The sequence below is a fragment of the Mycobacterium sp. THU-M104 genome, assembly GCF_049197365.1.
In the GTDB taxonomy this organism is placed as follows: Bacteria; Actinomycetota; Actinomycetes; order Mycobacteriales; family Mycobacteriaceae; genus Mycobacterium.
This window is the reverse complement of the sequence record NZ_JBMIOP010000063.1, coordinates 16,771-35,439: the sequence shown is the minus strand read 5'-3', so window position 1 is coordinate 35,439 and position 18,669 is coordinate 16,771. Positions and strand designations below refer to the sequence as shown.

At 69.4% G+C, this 18,669-nt stretch carries 18 protein-coding genes; 6 read left to right on the top strand and 12 right to left on the bottom strand.

Annotated elements, in window-relative coordinates:
- Nucleotides 1–149: 149 nt before the first annotated feature.
- The 3 genes from ACOJVU_RS06255 to rimP all read right to left on the bottom strand — a co-directional run bounded on the left by ACOJVU_RS06255 (nucleotide 150) and on the right by rimP (nucleotide 2,139).
- Nucleotides 150–365: a YlxR family protein gene (locus ACOJVU_RS06255; RefSeq protein ID WP_421528979.1), complete on the bottom strand. Its 216-nt coding sequence runs from the start codon at nucleotides 363–365 to the stop codon at nucleotides 150–152.
- A gap of 200 nt (nucleotides 366–565) precedes the next feature.
- On the bottom strand, nucleotides 566–1,609 hold the full coding sequence (nusA, locus tag ACOJVU_RS06250; RefSeq protein WP_421528978.1) for a transcription termination factor NusA: 1,044 nt from the start codon (nucleotides 1,607–1,609) through the stop codon (nucleotides 566–568).
- Nucleotides 1,606–2,139 (bottom strand): ribosome maturation factor RimP, encoded by a 534-nt coding sequence (gene rimP / locus ACOJVU_RS06245; protein ID WP_421528977.1) that lies wholly within the window; start codon nucleotides 2,137–2,139, stop codon nucleotides 1,606–1,608. Before rimP ends, nusA begins: the two co-directional genes overlap by 4 nt.
- A 286-nt stretch (nucleotides 2,140–2,425) precedes the next feature.
- Between rimP and ACOJVU_RS06240 the strand changes: the two genes are divergently transcribed.
- Together ACOJVU_RS06240 and ACOJVU_RS06235 are read left to right on the top strand one after the other, a co-directional pair.
- On the top strand, nucleotides 2,426–2,884 hold the full coding sequence (locus tag ACOJVU_RS06240) for a hypothetical protein (protein ID WP_421528981.1): 459 nt from the start codon (nucleotides 2,426–2,428) through the stop codon (nucleotides 2,882–2,884).
- On the top strand, nucleotides 2,881–3,372 hold the full coding sequence (locus ACOJVU_RS06235) for a ferritin-like domain-containing protein (RefSeq protein ID WP_421528976.1): 492 nt from the start codon (nucleotides 2,881–2,883) through the stop codon (nucleotides 3,370–3,372). Before ACOJVU_RS06240 ends, ACOJVU_RS06235 begins: the two co-directional genes overlap by 4 nt.
- 16 nt (nucleotides 3,373–3,388) lie before the next feature.
- Here the strand turns inward: ACOJVU_RS06235 and ACOJVU_RS06230 are convergent, their stop codons facing one another.
- The 8 genes from ACOJVU_RS06230 to mqo are packed head-to-tail and all read right to left on the bottom strand — an operon-like array spanning nucleotide 3,389 to nucleotide 13,957.
- On the bottom strand, nucleotides 3,389–5,146 hold the full coding sequence (locus ACOJVU_RS06230) for a proline--tRNA ligase (protein ID WP_421528975.1): 1,758 nt from the start codon (nucleotides 5,144–5,146) through the stop codon (nucleotides 3,389–3,391).
- Nucleotides 5,147–5,193: 47 nt separating this feature from the next.
- Nucleotides 5,194–6,786 carry an MFS transporter gene (locus ACOJVU_RS06225; RefSeq protein WP_421528974.1) on the bottom strand — a complete coding sequence of 531 codons (1,593 nt, stop codon included), beginning with the start codon at nucleotides 6,784–6,786 and terminating at the stop codon, nucleotides 5,194–5,196.
- 22 nt (nucleotides 6,787–6,808) lie between these two features.
- Nucleotides 6,809–8,026: a uroporphyrinogen-III C-methyltransferase gene (gene cobA / locus ACOJVU_RS06220; RefSeq protein WP_421528973.1), complete on the bottom strand. Its 1,218-nt coding sequence runs from the start codon at nucleotides 8,024–8,026 to the stop codon at nucleotides 6,809–6,811.
- Between the two features lie 9 nt (nucleotides 8,027–8,035).
- Complete coding sequence (locus tag ACOJVU_RS06215) at nucleotides 8,036–9,433, bottom strand: cobyrinate a,c-diamide synthase (protein WP_421528972.1); 1,398 nt, start codon at nucleotides 9,431–9,433, stop codon at nucleotides 8,036–8,038.
- Between the two features lie 52 nt (nucleotides 9,434–9,485).
- Complete coding sequence (gene cobO / locus ACOJVU_RS06210; protein ID WP_421528971.1) at nucleotides 9,486–10,100, bottom strand: cob(I)yrinic acid a,c-diamide adenosyltransferase; 615 nt, start codon at nucleotides 10,098–10,100, stop codon at nucleotides 9,486–9,488.
- Between the two features lie 22 nt (nucleotides 10,101–10,122).
- Entirely contained in the window at nucleotides 10,123–12,003 is a 1,881-nt protein-coding gene (locus ACOJVU_RS06205) for a VWA domain-containing protein (protein WP_421528970.1), read from the bottom strand.
- Nucleotides 12,000–12,464 carry a GNAT family N-acetyltransferase gene (locus ACOJVU_RS06200; protein ID WP_421528969.1) on the bottom strand — a complete coding sequence of 155 codons (465 nt, stop codon included), beginning with the start codon at nucleotides 12,462–12,464 and terminating at the stop codon, nucleotides 12,000–12,002. Before ACOJVU_RS06200 ends, ACOJVU_RS06205 begins: the two co-directional genes overlap by 4 nt.
- 5 nt (nucleotides 12,465–12,469) lie before the next feature.
- Nucleotides 12,470–13,957: a malate dehydrogenase (quinone) gene (gene mqo / locus ACOJVU_RS06195; RefSeq protein ID WP_421528968.1), complete on the bottom strand. Its 1,488-nt coding sequence runs from the start codon at nucleotides 13,955–13,957 to the stop codon at nucleotides 12,470–12,472.
- 195 nt (nucleotides 13,958–14,152) lie between these two features.
- On the opposite strand from mqo, the gene ACOJVU_RS06190 reads away from it, so the two are divergent.
- Nucleotides 14,153–15,172, top strand: coding sequence for an alpha/beta hydrolase (locus tag ACOJVU_RS06190; RefSeq protein ID WP_421528967.1), 1,020 nt, complete (start codon nucleotides 14,153–14,155; stop codon nucleotides 15,170–15,172).
- A 135-nt stretch (nucleotides 15,173–15,307) separates the two neighbouring features.
- On the opposite strand, the gene ACOJVU_RS06185 is transcribed toward ACOJVU_RS06190, so the two are convergent.
- Nucleotides 15,308–15,808 (bottom strand): Fur family transcriptional regulator, encoded by a 501-nt coding sequence (locus ACOJVU_RS06185; RefSeq protein ID WP_421528966.1) that lies wholly within the window; start codon nucleotides 15,806–15,808, stop codon nucleotides 15,308–15,310.
- Between the two features lie 182 nt (nucleotides 15,809–15,990).
- Between ACOJVU_RS06185 and ACOJVU_RS06180 the strand changes: the two genes are divergently transcribed.
- From ACOJVU_RS06180 to hypB, 3 genes are all read left to right on the top strand, one after another.
- Nucleotides 15,991–17,130 carry a HoxN/HupN/NixA family nickel/cobalt transporter gene (locus tag ACOJVU_RS06180; RefSeq protein ID WP_421528965.1) on the top strand — a complete coding sequence of 380 codons (1,140 nt, stop codon included), beginning with the start codon at nucleotides 15,991–15,993 and terminating at the stop codon, nucleotides 17,128–17,130.
- 88 nt (nucleotides 17,131–17,218) lie between these two features.
- Complete coding sequence (locus ACOJVU_RS06175) at nucleotides 17,219–17,554, top strand: hydrogenase maturation nickel metallochaperone HypA (RefSeq protein ID WP_421528964.1); 336 nt, start codon at nucleotides 17,219–17,221, stop codon at nucleotides 17,552–17,554.
- Nucleotides 17,555–17,633: 79 nt separating this feature from the next.
- On the top strand, nucleotides 17,634–18,431 hold the full coding sequence (hypB, locus tag ACOJVU_RS06170) for a hydrogenase nickel incorporation protein HypB (protein WP_421528963.1): 798 nt from the start codon (nucleotides 17,634–17,636) through the stop codon (nucleotides 18,429–18,431).
- The last annotated feature ends 238 nt before the right edge of the window (nucleotides 18,432–18,669 follow it).

Here is an 18,669-nt window from a genome sequence, read left to right as displayed (position 1 = left end):
GTGACACCGAGTTCCTTGGCCAACTCGTGTACGCGGGCCTTACCTGCCACTACATCTCCTGTCTATGAGGCGCGACAGTCGTAGGCCGGCGCCTCGGTTCTAGCTATGACGCATGATCATCGAGACTTCACGGTGTGCTCATGTTCTTGCTACCTGTTCTTTCTGCCGGGCGAGTCGAGTGCATTGGCGTACTCGACCACCGCGGTGGTGTCCGGTGAACCGGCGATGCGCAGCGCCCTGGTGAAAGCTCGCCGCCGAATCGCCTGGTGGATGCACTGTGGTTCGGGGTGCAGCCACGCACCACGTCCCGGCACGCCAGTGCCCGTGTCAACGGTCACGGCATAAGTACCGTTCCCCGTAGACACAGCTGCCACTCGAAGCAGGTCGACGGCCAACTCTCGCTTTCGGCAGCCGACGCACGTGCGCACCGGTCCATCGGTGCTTCGGTGCGCCCAACCGGCTTCGGGAGCCGAAAGCTTGCGCTGGATCACGGCTCAGTCTAGCGTCACCCGGCCCGTGGTCAGAACCACCCGCAGCCGGACCGTGATCTTCCCATCCGACCGGGCTAGCCCGATGGCCCGACCGCCCGGCCGGCACCGTGGTCGGGGCGGTCCTCGGCGTTCGCCGGCGAGTCGCCGCGGATGTCGATGCGCCACCCGGTGAGCCGGGCGGCCAGCCGGGCGTTCTGGCCCTCCTTGCCGATGGCCAGCGACAGCTGGAAGTCGGGCACCACCACGCGGGCGGCGCGGGCGGCCGCATCGATGATCGACACCGAGACGACCTTGGCCGGTGACAGTGCGTTGGCGACGAAACGGGCCGGGTCCTCGTCATAGTCGATGATGTCGATCTTCTCCCCGGAGAGCTCACTCATCACGTTGCGGACCCGCTGTCCCATCGGGCCGATGCAGGCGCCCTTGGCATTGAGGCCCGGAACGTTGGACCGCACCGCGATCTTGGAGCGATGACCCGCCTCCCGGGCGACCGCCACGATCTCCACCGAGCCGTCGGCGATCTCGGGCACCTCCAGGGAGAACAGCTTGCGCACCAGGTTCGGGTGGGTCCGCGACAACGTGATCATCGGCTCACGGGACCCGCGGGTGACGCCCACCACATAGCACCGGACCCGGTTGCCGTGCTCGTAGCTCTCCCCCGGAACCTGCTCGGCCGACGGGATCACACCCTCGGAGGCTTTGGTTTCGGTGCCGATCCGGACCGCCACCAGGCCGCGGGCGTTGGCCCGGCTGTCCCGCTGGATCACCCCGGCGACGATCTCACCCTCGCGGGTGGAGAACTCGCCGTAGGTACGTTCGTTCTCGGCGTCGCGGAAACGCTGCAGCATGACCTGCCGTGCGGTGGTGGCGGCGATGCGGCCGAAACCCTCGGGGGTGTCGTCCCACTCGCTGATGACGTTGCCGTCCTCGTCGGTCTCGCGAGCCATCACCCGCACGACACCGGTTTTGCGGTCGATCTCGATGCGCGCGTCGTTCTGATGGCCCTGGGTGTGCCGGTAGGCGGTGAGCAGTGCCGATTTGATCGTCTCGAGCAGCTCGGTGACCGAGATGCCGCGGTCCACCTCGATAGCATGCAACGCCGCCATGTCGATGTTCATGTCCCGGCCTCCGTCCTGCGGGCCTGATCCGTGCGGGCCAGATCCGACTCGACCTGGCTCGGCGGGGAAAACTCCACCTGCACCACGGCCTTCACGATGTCGGCGAGGGGAACCTCGCGAACGGCCAGGCCGCTGCCGTTGCGCACCACCAGAAAGACCGCGTCCTCGCGCGTCTCGCCGACCCGGCCGGTGAGCCGAGAGCCGTCGGACAAGGTGGCATCGATTTTGCGGCCGCGGGCGCGACGAAAGTGCTTGACGCTGGTCAGTGGGCGCTCGACGCCGGGTGAACTGACCTCGAGCACGTAGCGGTCCCCAACGTCGTTCAGGCCGTCCAGCAAAGCCGACGCCGAGCGCGACAGGGTCGCTATCGTGTCGAGGTCAAGCGCAGTGTCACCGTCGGCGACGACCGTGATCCGCGGCGGACGTGCCCGGGAGTCGATGACCACGTCTTCGATCTCATAGCCGGCGCGCGCGAACTCCCCGGTGAGCAGCTCGATCACCTGCGTCTGCGACGGTAGCCCGGTGGTCACTGCGAGCTCCTCATCTTGAGTTGTCCGGTCATCTGGCGAGTGTCGCCGCCCACCCCGCGTCGGGCGGCGTCCGTGGCCCGGTGGAACGGTGGCGACCACCGTTTCCCGAGGACCGCGACTCAACGATACGCCAGAGATCGCGGATGACGGCGTCATCGCCTGGTCAAGGTCCTTACAGCGGTCAGCCTCAGACCAATGGCAGGATATTGCTGTGCCCAGCCCATCACCGGTTACCAACAGGCGGGGTGTGCTCACCGGCGTCGCTGCCTTGGCCGCGCTCGGGGTGATGGTGTCCGCCTGCGGCGAGCCCGCGCCCAAGCCTGTTGGCGTCGAAGATCTTTTCGGGCCGTTGGACCAGGCGCGGCACGACAGTGCGCTCGCCGGCGCAGCCGCGGCCGCCGTCGGCAACCCGCCCCAGGTTGCCGCCGCGCTGTCCGTGGTCGCCACCCAGCGCGCCGCGCATGCCCGTGCCCTGTCCACGGAGATCTGGCGCGCCTCTGCCAAGTCGGGTGCGGCCTCCAGTACGTCAAGCGAGACGACCAGCCCCAGCCCGACCGGCGAGGCGGCGCCGCCACCACCGCCTCCACTGTCCGATGTGGTCGAGTCGCTGCGCGTCTCCGCCGAGAGCGCCGGCCGCCTGGTGGCCACCGCGTCGGGTTACCGGGCCGGACTGCTGGCTTCCATCGCCGCCAGCTGCACGGCGAGTTACTCCGTCGCGCTGGCACCCGCGGGACCGACACCGTGACGACGCCCACGCCGCGCGCGACGGCGAAGCAGTCGCCGGCCGGCACCACCGGTAAGGATGGCGACGACGCGGCGCTGTGCGACGCGCTCGCCGTCGAACACTCGACCATCTACGGCTATGGCATCGTGTCGGCCCTCTCGCCTCCCGGCGTCAACAATCTGGTGGTGGAAGGCCTGACCGAGCACCGCCAGCGCCGCGACGACCTCATCGCGATGCTCAACGCTCGCAAGGTGAACGCACCGGTCCCCGCCGCCGGCTACCAGTTGCCGATGCTGGTGGCCAGCCCGGCGGACGCGGCTCGCCTGGCGGCGCGGATGGAGAACGACTGCGCGACGGCCTGGCGTGTGGTCATCGAGCGCGCCGAGACGGCAGAGGACCGTGCGTTCGCCTCGACGGCCCTGACCCAATGCGCGGTGCTGGCCGCCAGGTGGAACCGGGTGCTGGGCGCCTGGCCCATCACGACGGCCTTCCCGGGCGGCGACGAATAAGTTCCCCGCGTCGCGGTCAAGAACCCAGCAGCGCCACGATCTGGGCGGCCAGCGACTCGCCGGCGGCCAGCTCGCGGGTCTGCCCGGTGAAGCGGTCACGCAACTCGACCATGCCGTTGCCCCAGCCGCGCCCGACGACGATGATCCAGGGCACCCCGAGCAACTCGGCGTCCTTGAACTTCACGCCGGGTGAGGCCTGGCGGTCGTCGAGCAGCACCTCGACGCCCAACCGGTCCAGGTCGGAGGCCAGCGCGGTGGCTCCGGTTCGGGCCCCGGCGTCCTTGTTGGCGATCACCAGGTGGACGTCGAACGGCGCCACCGCCGACGGCCAGCGCAGCCCGAGTTCGTCGTGGTGCTGCTCGGCGATGACGGCGACCAGCCGCGACACCCCGATGCCGTAGGAACCCATCGTCACCCGCACCGGTTTTCCGTCCTCGCCGAGCACGTCGACGGCGAAAGCATCGGTGTACTTGCGGCCGAGCTGGAAGATGTGCCCGATCTCAATGCCGCGTGCGGACACCAGCGGGCCCGCTCCGTCGGGTGACGGGTCTCCGTCTCGCACCTCGGCGGCCTCGATGGTGCCGTCGGCGGTGAAGTCGCGGCCGGCCACCAGGCCCACGACATGCCGCCCGGGCTCATCGGCGCCGGTGATCCAGCTGGTGCCCTCGACCACCCGCGGATCGACCAGGTAACGAACACCATTGTTGCGCAAGCCTTTCGGCCCGATATAGCCCTTCACCAGGAATGGGTACCTGGCGAAATCGGTGTCGTCGAGCAGTGCGTGCTCCGCGGGCTCGAGGGCCGCACCCAGGCGCTTGTCGTCGACTTCCCGGTCGCCGGGCAGCCCGATGGCCAGCAGCTCCCAGTCGCCGCCGGGCACGCGGACCTTCAGCAAGATGTTCTTCAACGTGTCGGCCGCGGTGACGGTGCGGCCCAGGCCGGCGTTGTTGGCCCACTCCACCAGGCTGGCGATGGTCGGGGTGTCGCCCGTGTCGTGGACCTGCGCCTCGGGCAAGCCGGCCACGACGTCCGCGGGACGCGGTTCGGGCCGGGTGGTGACCACGGCCTCGACGTTGGCCGCGTAACCGGATTCCAGGCACCGCACGAAGGTGTCCTCGCCGATGGTGCTCTCGGCCAGGAACTCCTCGGAGGCGCTGCCGCCCATCGCGCCCGAGGTCGCTGACACGATGACGTAGCGCACCCGCAGCCGGGCGAAGATGCGCTGGTAGGCCTCGCGGTGCGCGCGGTAGGCGGCCTCGAGGCCGGCGTCGTCGACGTCGAAGGAGTAGGAGTCCTTCATCAGGAACTCCCGGACGCGCAGGATGCCGGCTCGCGGCCGCGCCTCGTCGCGGTACTTGTTCTGGATCTGGTAGAGCACCAGCGGAAGGTCTTTGTAGGAGTTGTATTCGCCCTTGACGGTCAGGGTGAACAGCTCCTCGTGGGTGGGGCCCAGCAGGTAGTCGTGGCCGCGGCGGTCCTGCAGCCGGAACACGCTGTCGCCATATTCGGTCCAGCGGTTCGTCGTCTCGTACGGCGCGCGCGGCAGCAGGGCCGGGAACAGGATCTCCTGGCCGCCGATGGCGTTCATCTCGTCGCGGACGACGCGTTCGATCCTGCGCAGGACCCGTAATCCCAGGGGCAGCCAGCTGTACAGCCCGGGCGCGACGGGACGAACGTATCCGGCGCGGATCAGCAGCCTGTGGCTGGGCACTTCGGCCTCGGCGGGATCGTCACGCAGGGTGCGCAGGAAGAGCTCGGACATCCGGGTGATCACAGCGGGCCAGCCTAGTGGTGGACACCCCCCGGCGACGATGCGGGCCGCTACAGCTCCCCGGCCTCCATGGCTTCCTTGACCTCCTGCGCGTGGGCAACCTGCTCCGGGGTGTATCCGATGAACAGCGCGGCCACGCCGACGATGATGGAGGCTCCGGCCACCCAGAGCAGACCATAGGTGTAACCGTGGTCGAGGGCCCGCAACTGGGCGTCGTTCATGAACTTGACCGGGCCTGTCGAGCCGCCGAGGTACAGCGTGCGCGAGGTGATCACCGCCTGGATGACCGCCAGGACCAGCGGCCCGCCCAGGCTCTGCAGCATCAGTGTCATCGCCGACACCGGGCCGATCTGGTCGAAACCCACGCCCGCGATCGCCGACAGGGTCAGCGGGACGACGGCCATGCCGATGCCGATCCCACCGATGACGATCGGCATGACCAGGTTCGGAAAGTAGGGTGCGCCCCGATGCATGAACCACCAGCCGTAGAGCATCGCGAGGAACAGGAGGTATCCACCGGCGATCGTCACGATCCGCGGCGAGAACCGCGACACCAGCTGGGAGGAGACGCCCAGGCCGATACCCATCGCGAGGACGAACGGAATGAAGCCGACGCCCGCGCGCAACGCGCTGTAGCCCAGGATGTCCTGCACATAGAGGCCGATCAACACCGTCAGGGTGAACATGACGCCGCCGGCCAGGAAGATCGCGACGAAGGTGACCGACCGGTTGCGGTCGCGGAACAGCCGGAACGGAACCACGGGGTTTTCGGCGGTGCGCTCGACGATGACGAAGGCCAGAGCGGCGGCCATGGCCACCGCGCCCGACCCGAGGGTGGTGATCGAGATCCAGCCCTGCTCCGGCCCCATCGAGAAGGCGAACACGGCGGCCGTGCAGGCCAGGGTGGCCAGCATGGCCCCCGCCGCGTCCAACTTCATCCGCTCCCTGTTGGTCTCCTGCAGCGCGGTGCGGGCCAGATAGATCATCACCAGCCCGATCGGCACGTTCACCAGGAACGCCAGCCGCCACGACAACTCGGTCAGCGCCCCGCCGACCACCAGGCCCATCACCGACCCGACCGCGGTCATCGCGGCGAAGACCGCGGTGGCGAAGTTCCGCGCCGGCCCCTTGGGGAAGGTCGTCGCCACCAGCGCCAGGCCGGTCGGCGACGCGATGGCCGACCCGACGCCCTGGGAGAGTCGGGCGATGACCAGCGTCGCATCGTCCCAGGCCACGGCGCACAGGACGGACGAGATGGTGAACAACGCGACGCCGACGATGAACGTACGTTTACGCCCGATGGTGTCCCCGAGACGGCCACCGAGCAGCATCAACCCACCGAAGGTGAGCACGTAGGCGGTGATGACCCAGCTACGGCCCGCGTCGGACAGGCTGAGCTCATTCTGGATCTTGGGCAGTGCGACGATGGCAACCGTGCTGTCCATCGTCGCCAGCAACTGCATGCCGCCGATCGCGACAACGGCCGCGATGAAGCGGCGAGAGGGCAACCAGGTAGGTAAATACCTCCCGGCACGGGGGGTGGCGGTCTCTGCCTGACGCGCCGCACGCGCCGGCACCGGACGATCGGGGAGTGCGGATGTCCAATTGCGGACCGCTCGATCCGAGTCGTTGAGAGCCGTCATAACGGGTTACCTTACAGTAATCTTAAGAATCGTTTAAAGCCTCGAAGGCGGCGACGGCCCCGATCACGATGATCGCGGGAGGTCGGACACCTTCGGCACGGATTTTCTCTGGCGTGTCGACAAGGGTGGCCCGCAACGTCTGCTGAGCCGCCGTCGTCCCGTGCTGGACCACAAGGACCGGCGTATCCGCAGCTCGGCCGCCCTTCAACAGGGCATCCACGAAGAGTTCGATGCGTTCGACCGCCATCAGCAAAACAAGGGTGCCGGTCAATGCCGCCAGGGCGTCCCAATTCACTAACGATTCGGGGTGACCGGGCGGCAGATGGCCGCTGACCACCACAAACTCGTGATTTATCGCGCGATGGGTGACCGGGATGCCCGCCAGCGCCGGTACGCCTATGGCACTTGTCACACCGGGCACCACCGTCACCGGGATCCCGGCGTCGACGCACGCGAGCACCTCCTCGTAGCCGCGTGCGAACACGAAGGGATCCCCACCTTTGAGGCGGACCACGAAGCTGCCGGCCCGCGCCCGGTCGATCATGACGTCGTTGATCGCCTCCTGGGCCATGGCCCGCCCATAAGGGATCTTGGCGGCGTCGATGACCTCCACGTGCAGCGGCAGCTCGGCCAGAAGTTCCGGCGGCGCCAACCGGTCCGCGACCACCACGTCGGCCTGGGCGAGCAGACGACGACCGCGCACCGTGATCAGTTCCGGGTCCCCCGGGCCGCCCCCGACCAGCGCGACGCCGCCGCGTACAACATCGGAGTTCGCAGAGCTCTCCAGCGTGATCACGCCGTTTTGCAGCGCCTCCCGGATCGCGGATCGGATTGCCGCAGACCGGCGGTGCTCGCCACCGGCGAGCACCCCCACCGACAGTCCCGCGTAGCTGAAGGAGGCCGGTGTGACGGCGGTCCCCTCGACGGCGATGTCGGCGCGGACGCAGAAGATCTGACGGCGTTCCGCCTCGGCGACGACAGCTTCGTTCACCTGCGGGTCGTCGGTGGCTGCAATCGCATACCAGGCACCCTCGAGATCCCCGTCGCGGTAGTCCCGCACGGACAACGTGACGCCGCTCATCGACTCGACGGCGGGGGTGGCGGCACGGGAGACGACGTGGACCTCCGCACCGCTGGCGACGAGCAGGGGCAACCGGCGCTGGGCCACGGACCCGCCGCCGACCACGACGACTTTCTTTCCGGCCAGCCGCAATCCGACCAGGTAGGGGTTCTCGGACACCCGGCAAGCTTAGTGGCGACCGCCGACGCGGCGCCGAGCGGCATGCGCGACAAAGCGCACCACGGCGTCCGGCGCGGCGGCCGGGTGGGTGTGCAGGTAGGAGGCATGGACGCCGGCGTGCACAGCGCCGTCGCGCATGCTGTCCGCCCCGTCGCCCCGGTAGGCCCACGCCGGCGGGTACTCGCGGCTGTAGCGAATTACGGTCCGGTGGAATTCGTGCCCGACGACCCGCCGGCCCGCGCGGTACAGCGGCGAATCGGCCACCGCGACGGCGTCACGGTAGGCCAGCGTGAGGCGCGGCGTGAACCGCGCCGACCCGCCCAGCACCCCGCACATCGGTTGCCCGTCGAGTTCGGAGGCCAGATAGACCAGCCCGGCGCACTCCGCGTGCACCGGCGCGCCGGTGCGCGCGAGCTCCTTGATCTGGCGGCGGACGAGGTCGTTGGCGGACAGCTCGGCGGTGAACTGTTCGGGAAAGCCGCCGGGCAGCACCACCGCGTCGGTGCCGTCGGGCAGCGGGTCGACGAGCGGGTCGAACTCGGTCACTCGCGCGCCGGCGGCGCGCAGCAGCTCGGCATGCTCGGCGTAACCGAAGCTGAAGGCCTTGCCCGCCGCCATCGCGACGGCGGCGGCGCGCCCGGCGGGGAGCTCAGCAGGGACCTCCCCCACCGCCGTCGCTGGATTCCACGCCGGGCCGTCGGGGCGACTCCGGGCGGCCGCGACGACGGCGGCCAGGTCGACGTGGCGGGCAACCAGGCCGGTCATCGCCTCGACGGCGGTCTGCGCACGCCGGCCGTATTCGACGGCGGTGACCAGACCGAGATACCTCGTCGGCACCTCCAGTTCTGCGGTGCGCGGAATCGCCCCGAACACCGCTACACCGGCCTGCTCACAGGCCTGGCGCAGCACCTGCTCGTGCCTGGGCGATCCGACGCGGTTGAGGATCACTCCGGCGATCCGGGTCGCGGTGTCGAACGTCGCGAACCCGTGCAGCAGGGCGGCGATGCTGTGGCTCTGGCCGCGCGAGTCGACCACCAGGACCACCGGAGCGCCCAGCAGCCCGGCGACGTGGGCGGTGGATCCGTCCGCCGGGGTCGTCGCACCGGCAGCGATCCGTCCGTCGAACAGCCCCATCACCCCTTCGACCACGGCGACGTCCGCGCCGGCGGCACCGTGGGTGTAGAGGGGACCGATCAGGGGCTCCCCGACCAGCACCGGATCCAGATTGCGGCCGGGCCGGCCGGCGGCCAGGCCGTGATAGCCCGGGTCGATGAAGTCAGGACCCACCTTGAACGGCGCGACGGTATGCCCGGCCTGGCGCAGCGCCCCGACCATACCTGTTGCCACCGTGGTCTTTCCGCTGCCCGAGGCGGGCGCGGCGATCACGACGGCCGGTACCGGGGTCACGGCCTCACCCGCGGGCGTGCGCGAAACGACGCGACGCAGGGCGCACGCCGGCTCACCATTCGATGCCCTTCTGCCCCTTGCGTCCCGCGTCCATCGGATGCTTGACCTTGGCCATCTCGGTGACCAGGTCGGCCGCCTCGACCAGCCGCGGCGGGGCGTCGCGCCCGGTGATCACCACATGCTGGCAACCGGGCCGCCCCAGCAGGGCGTCGACCACGGTGTCGACGTCGATCCAGCCCCATTTGAGCGGATAGGTGAACTCGTCGAGCACATAGAATCCGTGCCGCTGGACGGCCAGCCGCCGAGCGATCTCGGCCCATCCGTCGGCCGCCGCGGCGGCGTGGTCGACGTCGCTGCCCCGCTTGCGCGTCCACGACCAGCCCGCGCCCATCTTGTGCCACTCGACGGCGCCGCCGAGCCCGTGGGTCTCGTGCAGCTCGCCGAGCCGCTGAAAGGCGCTCTCCTCGCCCACCTTCCATTTGGCGCTCTTGACGAACTGGAAGACGGCGACGTCCAGCCCGGCGTTCCAGGCGCGCAACGCCATTCCGAACGCCGCGGTGGACTTCCCCTTGCCCGCGCCGGTGTGCACCGCCAGCACCGGCACGTTGCGCCGCGCCCGGGTGGTCAGGCCGTCGTCGGGGACCTGCACTGGTGTTCCTTGTGGCATGGGGCGCACACCTTCCGGTAGCTCAGGCGACGCTGCGTACGGCCCGCGTCAGGTGATCGGCGTGCAACTGCTCGAGCCGCACGGCCGGCGCGCCGAGCCGGCGGGCCAGCGCAACGGCCAAACCCAGCCGCACATAGGAGGTTTCGCAGTCCACGACCACCGCGGCAGCGCCTTCGGCGGCCAGCCGGGCCGCCGCGGTGCGGGTGCGGCCCAGCGGGTCCGGCCCACCCGTGGCCCTCCCGTCGGTGAGGACCACCACCAGGGCGCGCCGGGACTTGTCGCGCGCCCGTTCCCGGAGGATCAGCTCACGCGCAGCCAGCAACCCCTCGGCCAGCGGAGTCTTGCCGCCGGTGTCGAATCGCGCGAGCCGCCGGCCGGCGATGTGCGCGGACGACGTCGGCGGGAGCACCAGACTGGCCTCCCGCTGGCGGAACGTGATCACCGCGACCTTGTCCCGGCGCTGGTAGGCGTCACGCAGCAGGGACAGTGCGGCGCCGCTGACCGCAGCCATGCGATCCCGCGCCGCCATCGAACCGGACGCGTCGACGACGAACACCACCAGATTGCCCTCACGCCCTTCGCGGACGGCCAGGCGGACGTCGTCGGGCCGTGGGCGCAGCGGGCCGGCACCGCCGTGCTCGGCGGCCGAGAGCAGCGTCGCGAACAGGTGCAGTCCCCGCGCGCCGGAGTCGGTGTCGCTCACGTCGGTGGCCGCGATCACGCCGCCGGTGGCGTTGCGGGCCCGTGATCGCCGTCCCGGGGTGCCGGCGCCGACTCCCGGAACCCTCAGTGCGCGGGCCCGGAAAGTCTGCGACGGCGGCGCACTGGGCCGCGGCGCACTGGGCCGCGGCGCCTGCGGACGCGACGCCTGAGGACGCGACGCCTGCGAATGTGGCGGCGAATCCTGTTGCAGCACTGGACCTTCAGTATCCGCAGGGGCTCCACCACCGGGCGGTTCGGGCTCCGGCTCGGGATCGCGGTCACCGGCCCGCGCCAGTGCGGCGTCGAGCTGCTCGCGCTCGATGCCGGGGTCGTCGAACGGGTCGCGGCGGCGCCGATGCGGCAACGCCAATTCGGCCGCAATCCGGATGTCCTGCTCCTCGACGATGCCTGCGCCGCGCCAGGCGGCGTGGGCGACCGCGGTGCGGGCCACCACCAGATCGGCTCGCATGCCGTCGACGTCGAACGCCGCACACAGCGCCGCGATCCGGCGTAACTCGTTGTCCGGCAACACCACGTCGTCGACCTGAGCGCGCGCGGAAGCGATCCGCCGGGCCAGCTCGGCGTCGGCGCCCGCGTAACGCTCGGCGAACGCGTCGGGGTCGGCCTCGTAGGCCATCCGCTGGCGGATCACCTCGACGCGGACGTCGACATCGCGGGAGGCGTGCACGTCGACGGTCAGGCCGAACCGGTCCAACAGTTGCGGGCGCAGCTCGCCCTCCTCGGGATTCATCGTGCCGATCAGCACGAACCGCGCCTCGTGCGAATGCGAGATGCCGTCGCGCTCGACATGCACGCGGCCCATCGCCGAGGCGTCGAGCAGCACGTCGACCAGGTGGTCGTGCAGCAGGTTGACCTCGTCGACGTAGAGGACACCACCGTGCGCGCGTGCCAGCAGACCCGGCGAGAAGGCGTGCTCCCCGTCGCGCAACACCCGCTGCAGATCCAGCGAACCGATCACCCGGTCTTCGGTTGCCCCCAGCGGCATCTCGACCAGGCCCGCTTTTTCGCTGCCGGTCGCAGCGGACAGCAGCGCGGCGAGCGCCCGCACGGCGGTCGACTTGGCGGTCCCCTTCTCGCCACGGATGAGCGCCCCGCCGATCTCCGGACGCACGGCACACAGCAACAGGGCGAGCCGCAGCCGGTCGTGCCCGACGATCGCACTGAACGGATACGGCGTCACGGCAGCTCGGCCAAACCGGAGCCGGGCCGCAGCATCGGCACGTGCGGCACCCCGTCGTCGACGAAATCCTCACCGTCCCGGACGAACCCGTGTTGTGCATACATGTCGGCCAGATACGTCTGCGCATTGATCCGGCACGGGTGGTCACCGACCTCGGCCAGCGCGGCGCGCAACAGCCGGGTGGTGTGGCCCTGACCACGCATATTGCGTTTGGTGCACAGTCGGCCGATGCGGAACGCCTTGGTGCCTCCGGCGTGTTCCTCCATCAGCCGCAGGGTGCAGATGACGTCGCCGCCGGCGGCTTCCAGCCAGAAGTGCCGGGTTTCGGTGAGCAGGTCGCGCCCGTCCAATTCCGGATAGGGGCAGGCCTGTTCGACGACGAACACCTCGATCCTCAGCTTGAGCAGCTGGTAGAGGGTGTGGGTGTCAAGGTCCTGCGCCCGGACGCGACGCAGACTCATCGTTGTCACGCAACCTCCAGCTGTAAGGCCCGGCTGCCCCACGACCACACCTCGTCGAACAACGCCGGCTCGTCGGAAAGCTGCACGCCGAGGGATGGAACCATCTCTTTGAGCGCGGGGAGCCAGGATCGGTATCGGCGCGCGAAGCACCGCCGCAGCACATCCAGCGCGATCGGCACGGCGGTCGATGCCCCCGGCGAGCCCCCGAGCAGTCCAACGATCGTGCCGTCCGCGCCACTGAGGACGGTCGTGCCGAACTCCAGCGCCCCGCCCCTGCGCCGGTCGGGCCGGATCACCTGCACTCGCTGACCGGCCACCGTCAGCTCCCAGTCGGAATCCTCTGCGCTGGGTACGAATTCGCCCAACATCCGCATCCGCTCCGGCCCGGAGAGCCGCAGTTGGCCGACCAGATAGTTCACCAGCGCCCGTTCGGTGACGCCGACGCCGAGCATCGAAATCAGGTTGTTCGGCTTGACCGAGCGGGGCAGATCGGTGACATGGCCGTGCTTGGAGAACTTCGGCGACCAGCCCGCGTAGGGACCGAACACCAGCCACGCCTTGCCGTTGACCAGGCGCAGATCCAGGTGCAGCGCGCCCAGCGGCGGAGCCCCCGGCGCCGGGACCCCGTACACCTTGGCCCGGTGTGCGGCGGTGAGCGCCGGCTTGGCGGCGTGCAGGAAGCGACCGCCGATGGGGAAGCCGGCATAGCCGCGAGCTTCACCGATGCCCGATCTCTGCAACAGCGACAACGCGTCCCCACCGGCGCCGACAAAGACGAATTTCGCGTTGAGCCTGCGCCTTTCGCCGGTGCGGCGATTACCGAGCAACAACGTCCAGCTGCCGTCGCCCTGGCGCGTGAGGTTACGCACCTCGTGACCGAACAACGCGGTGGTTCCGTGCCGCACGCAGAAGCCGACGAGCTGGCGGGACAAGGCGCCGAAGTCGACGTCGGTGCCGTGGGGAGCCCAGCTCAGCGCGATGGGCTCGGTGAAGTCCCGTTTGGCGGCCATCAGGGGCAGCCGGCGCGCGAACTCGTCGGGGTCCTCGATCAGTTCCGTGCCGGCGAACAAGGGGTTGGAAGCCAGCGCCCGCTGCCGCCTTCGCAGATAGTCGACGCGCTGCGCGCCGCGCACGAAGCTGGCATGCGGGATCGGGTTGAGGAAACCGCGATCGGCCACGATCCCGTTCGTGACGGCGTAGGCCCAGAATTGGCGGGTCACCTGGAACTGCTCGTTGACGTGCACCGCCTTGCCGATGTCGATCGACCCGTCGCGGCGCTGCGGGGTGTAGTTGAGCTCGCACAGCGCCGAATGCCCGGTCCCGGCGTTGTTCCAGGGACCACTGCTTTCGCCGGCGACGGCGTCCAGCCGCTCAACCAGGGCGATCGACCAGTCCGGTTCCAGCCGGCGCAGCAACGCCCCCAGCGTGGCGCTCATGATGCCCGCGCCCACCAGCACGACGTCAGTCCGCGCGGCTGCGGTTTGCTTCGCCACCGAATCGTCGATCCTTCCCTCGGTTGTGCCGATGCCCAGGCTATCGACCGGTGACGACCCCAAGACGTGCACCTCCCTGCGGCCACGCGTCGTGACCGCGCTTCAAGCTGGCCTCGCTTTGAGCTGGCCGCGCTTCAAGCTGGCCTCGCTTCAAGCTGGCCTCGCTTCAAGCTGGCCGCGCTTTAAGCTGGCAAGGTGACTGGCTGGGTGCCCGACGTCCTGCCCGGCTACTGGCAGCGCACCCTGCCGCTGGGGCCCGATCCCGACGGCGAGGGCGAGATCGTCGCCACGCTGGTCCGGCGCGGCGGGCCACCGGGCGACGACGCTTCTCATGCGGTGCTGGCGGTGCACGGCTACACCGACTACTTCTTTCACACCGCCCTGGCGGATCACTTCGCCGACCGCGGCTTCACGTTCTACGCGCTGGACCTGCGTAAGTGCGGCCGATCGCGCCGCGACGGCCAGACCCCGCACTTCGTCACCCATCTGGACCGCTACGACGCCGAGCTCGGCGAGGCCCTGTCGGTGATCACCGAGCGGGAGCGCCCCGTCACAATCCTGGTGTACGCCCACTCCGCCGGCGGCCTCATCGCGCCGTTGTGGCTGGACCGGTTGCGGCGACGCGACGACGCCGCGCACGCCGACATCGGCGGCCTGGTACTCAACAGCCCGTTCCTGGACCTGCACGGCCCGGCCGTCCTGCGCCTGCCGGTGGCCTCGGCGGTGTTCGCCGCGCTGTCGCGGGTGCGGGCCAAAGGGGTGGCCCGGCCGTCGGGCGTGGGCGGTTACGGCACCACCCTGCACCGGGACTATCACGGCGAGTTCGACTACGACCTGCGGTGGAAACCGTTGGGCGGCTTCCCGATCACGTTCGGCTGGCTGCACGCCGTCCGCCGCGGCCAGGCGCGCCTGCACCGCGGGCTCGACGTCGGCGTGCCCAACCTGATCCTGCGCTCGGACCACAGCGTCGCCGAATGCCGCGACCCGGCGGCGATGCAGCGCGGTGACGCGGTTCTCGACGTCAACCAGATCGCCCGGTGGGCCGGCTGCGTCGGGAACCATTCCACCGTCGTGCCGGTGGCCGACGCCAAACACGACGTGTTCCTGTCCCTGGCGCAGCCGCGCGCACAGGCCTATCGCCGGCTCGACCGGTGGCTCGACGACTACCTCGACGCCGACAACACCGATGCTGCGGCCTCGGGGCGACGGTCGTGAGAACGTCGGTGAGCATCCGCGTAGGGGAAGGATCATCGTCGCCGGCCCGCAGGAATCGTCGATCCTCGAGGCGAAGAGCTTCGGGCCGACTGCCACGGAGGTTCTTGCGAACGCGCTGCCGGGCCGGTGCCGAGTTCAGTGCGTCGAGGGTCCGCGCGGATGCGGCGCGGGCTCGCCGGCCTGGCACTTCGGGCACAGCCCGCGCAGGGTCAGGCCGGCCCGCTCGGAGAGCGCGAACGAACTGCCCGCCATGGCCTGCTCGAGCGCCGAACTCAGCTGATCGGCGGGCACCTCGATGATCGAGCCACACCGGGTGCAGACCGCGTGGTGGTGGGGGGCGGTGGCCAGCCCGTACGTGGTGACGCCGCTGTCAAGGGTCAACGCGTGCAACACCCCTTGGTCGACCAACGTGGTGACCGTGCGGTAGATGGTCGCCAGGTCGGGCACGTGGGTGCCGGGCGGCACACACTCGCGCACCCGCTTGTGGATGTCGGCGACCGGCAAATGCCCGTGGACGGGCTCGAGCACCGCCAGCACCTGGATGCGTGACGCCATCCGCCGCAGCCCGCGGGCGCGAAGGAAGTCACCGATTCGTTCGGTGGCGGCGGGATCCAGGACGGACCGATCACAGGTCACCCGTCCAGTGTTGCCCCGGATCCGCGAGAGCGCCAGTTTCGCCTCGGTGCGGCGCGGTGCGACACCTCCTGCAAGTGACTTGCATCCAGGACGCCAGGCTGCTTAAAGTCGGGCCGGTTGCCGCCTGCCCGATGTTGCCGCCTGCCCGATGTTGCCGCCTGCCCGAAGCCGGAAGGATTCCAGTGTCCAATGCCCAACGCAACGGGCGACCGCCGTGGAAGGCCAGGATTCGCAGCGCCCTGACCGCGGCGGAGTGGTGGCGGCTGGGATCGATGTCGGCGTTCATCGTCGCACTGCACCTGATCGGCTGGCTGACCCTGGTATTCCTGGTCGAGCCCGCGCAGCTCAGCGTGGGCGGCAAGGCCTTCGGTATCGGCATCGGTGTCACGGCCTACACCTTGGGCATGCGGCACGCCTTCGACGCTGATCACATCGCCGCAATCGACAACACCACCCGCAAGCTGATGAACGACGGGCAGCGCCCCCTTGCAGTCGGCTTCTTCTTCTCCCTGGGCCACTCCTCGGTTGTCTTCGCGCTGGCGGTGTTGCTGACCAGCGGGATCAAGGCGCTCGTGGGCCCGGTCGAGCACGATTCGGCGACGCTGCACCACTACACGGGCCTGATCGGGACCAGCGTCTCCGGCGCGTTCCTCTACCTGATCGCCGCAGTCAACATCGTCATCCTCATGGGTATCCTGCGGGTGTTCGCCAAGCTGCGCCGCGGCCGCTACGACCCCGACACGGACGCAGCGGAGCTGGAACGGCAGCTGGACAACCGGGGACTGATCAACCGCCTGCTGGGGCGGTTCACCAGATCGATCACCCAGTCGTGGCACGCGTACCCGATCGGGTTGTTGTTCGGGCTCGGCTTCGACACCGCCACCGAGATCGCGCTGCTGGTGCTGGCCAGCACCAGCGCGGCGTCGGGCCTACCGTGGTACGCCATCCTGTGCCTGCCGGTGCTGTTCGCCGCCGGCATGTGCCTGTTGGACACCGTCGACGGCTCGTTCATGAACTTCGCCTACGGCTGGGCGTTCTCCAATCCGGTGCGCAAGATCTACTACAACATCACCATCACCGCGCTGTCGGTGGTCGTGGCACTGCTCATCGGCAGCGTGGAACTGCTGGGGCTCTTCGCCGGCCAATTCGGCTGGCACGGCCCGTTCTGGGAATGGATCGGCGGGCTTGACCTCAATGCGGTCGGCTACTGCGTCGTCGGCATGTTCGTCGTCACCTGGGCCGTCGCCCTGGTCGTCTGGCGCTACGGCCGCATCGAAGAGAAGTGGAGTTCCCCTCCCGTCGGGGCCCAGCGCACGTCGTAGGCCTCCACGACCCTCCCGGAAAACCGCGGTTGGGGTGTACAACGGTGCCATGGGCTCCTCGGCGGCGCGCGGGCGCCGGTGATCCGCGGTGCATGAGCTCTCGCTCTGCGAGGCGATCGCCGGCGTGGCCAAGACGCATGCCGACGGCCGCCAGGTGGACGTGGTGCGGGTGCGCATCGGCGCCCTGCGCCAGGTGGTGCCGGAGTCGCTGTCGTTCTGCTGGACGCTCGTCCGGGACGCCGAGGACATGCCGGACGCCGAACTGGAACTCGAGTGCGTCACCGCCGAGGTCTGCTGCCACGCGTGCGGTCAGCGGTCCGAGATCACCTCGGCGTGGTCGATCTGGTGCCCACGCTGCGACAGTTGCGACGTCGAGGTGGTGCGCGGAAACGAATTCCTGGTGACGTCATTGGACGTCTCGTGAAGGGGACGTCTCGTGAAGGGGACGTCTCGTGAAGGGGACGTCTCGCGAAGGGGACGTCTCGCAATGAATCGCGCTGACCATGGGTAGATTCCACCGGCACGACGACGGAACCAACCACGACCACGACCACGACCACGACCACGACCACGACCACGACCACGACGACCACGGCGACCACGGCGATCACAGCCACTACGGGACGGGCCGGCAGCGCGTCGAGGTGCTCGAGTCGATCTTCGCGGAGAACGACGTACTCGCCGGCGCCAACCGGGCGGCGTTCGAAAGCCATGGGATCCGCACCCTCAACCTGATGAGCTCACCGGGATCGGGCAAAACGACCGTCCTGCAGGCCACGCTGGACGCGCTGGCCGGTGAGATCGCGATCGGGGTGATCGAAGGCGACATCGCCACCGACCTGGACGCGGCCAAGCTCAGCGGCCGCGGCGCCCAGGTGTCACTGCTGAACACCAGCAACGGATTTGGGGGCGAATGCCATCTCGACGCGCCGATGGTCAATCGCGCACTGCCCGGCCTCGACCTGGAACTGCTGGATCTGGTGATCATCGAGAACGTCGGCAACCTGGTCTGTCCGGCCGAGTTCGACGTCGGCGAGCACGCCAAGGCCATGGTCTACTCCGTGACGGAAGGCGAGGACAAGCCGTTGAAGTATCCCGTGATGTTTCGCTCGGTGGATGTGTTGCTGCTCAACAAGATTGACCTGGTGCCGCATTTGGACGTCGACGTCGACACCTACGTGCGCCACGTTCGCCAGGTCAACGCGACGGCGCCGATCCTGCCCGTCAGTGCCCGCACCGGCGCCGGCCTGGGTGCGTGGTTCGGCTGGCTGCGGCGGTTCGCCGGCACGCCGCCGGTCTGAACTGCGGCGCCCGGCTACCGACACCGGATGCCGGAAATCCCCGGCTCCTGGCCGGCCCCCTGGCATGCGGCGCCGGCGGCGAACGGCCAAACCTGCCGTTGCCCTGCGTTTTCCGCCTGATCCCGGGATTATGCACGCTGTGGTTGTTGAGCCGCTCTCGGTAACCGTTGACAAGGCCCACCGGCGGGAGTAGACCCAGAACCAGCGCTGTGCAAGTGGGCCGACGGTCGACTCCTGC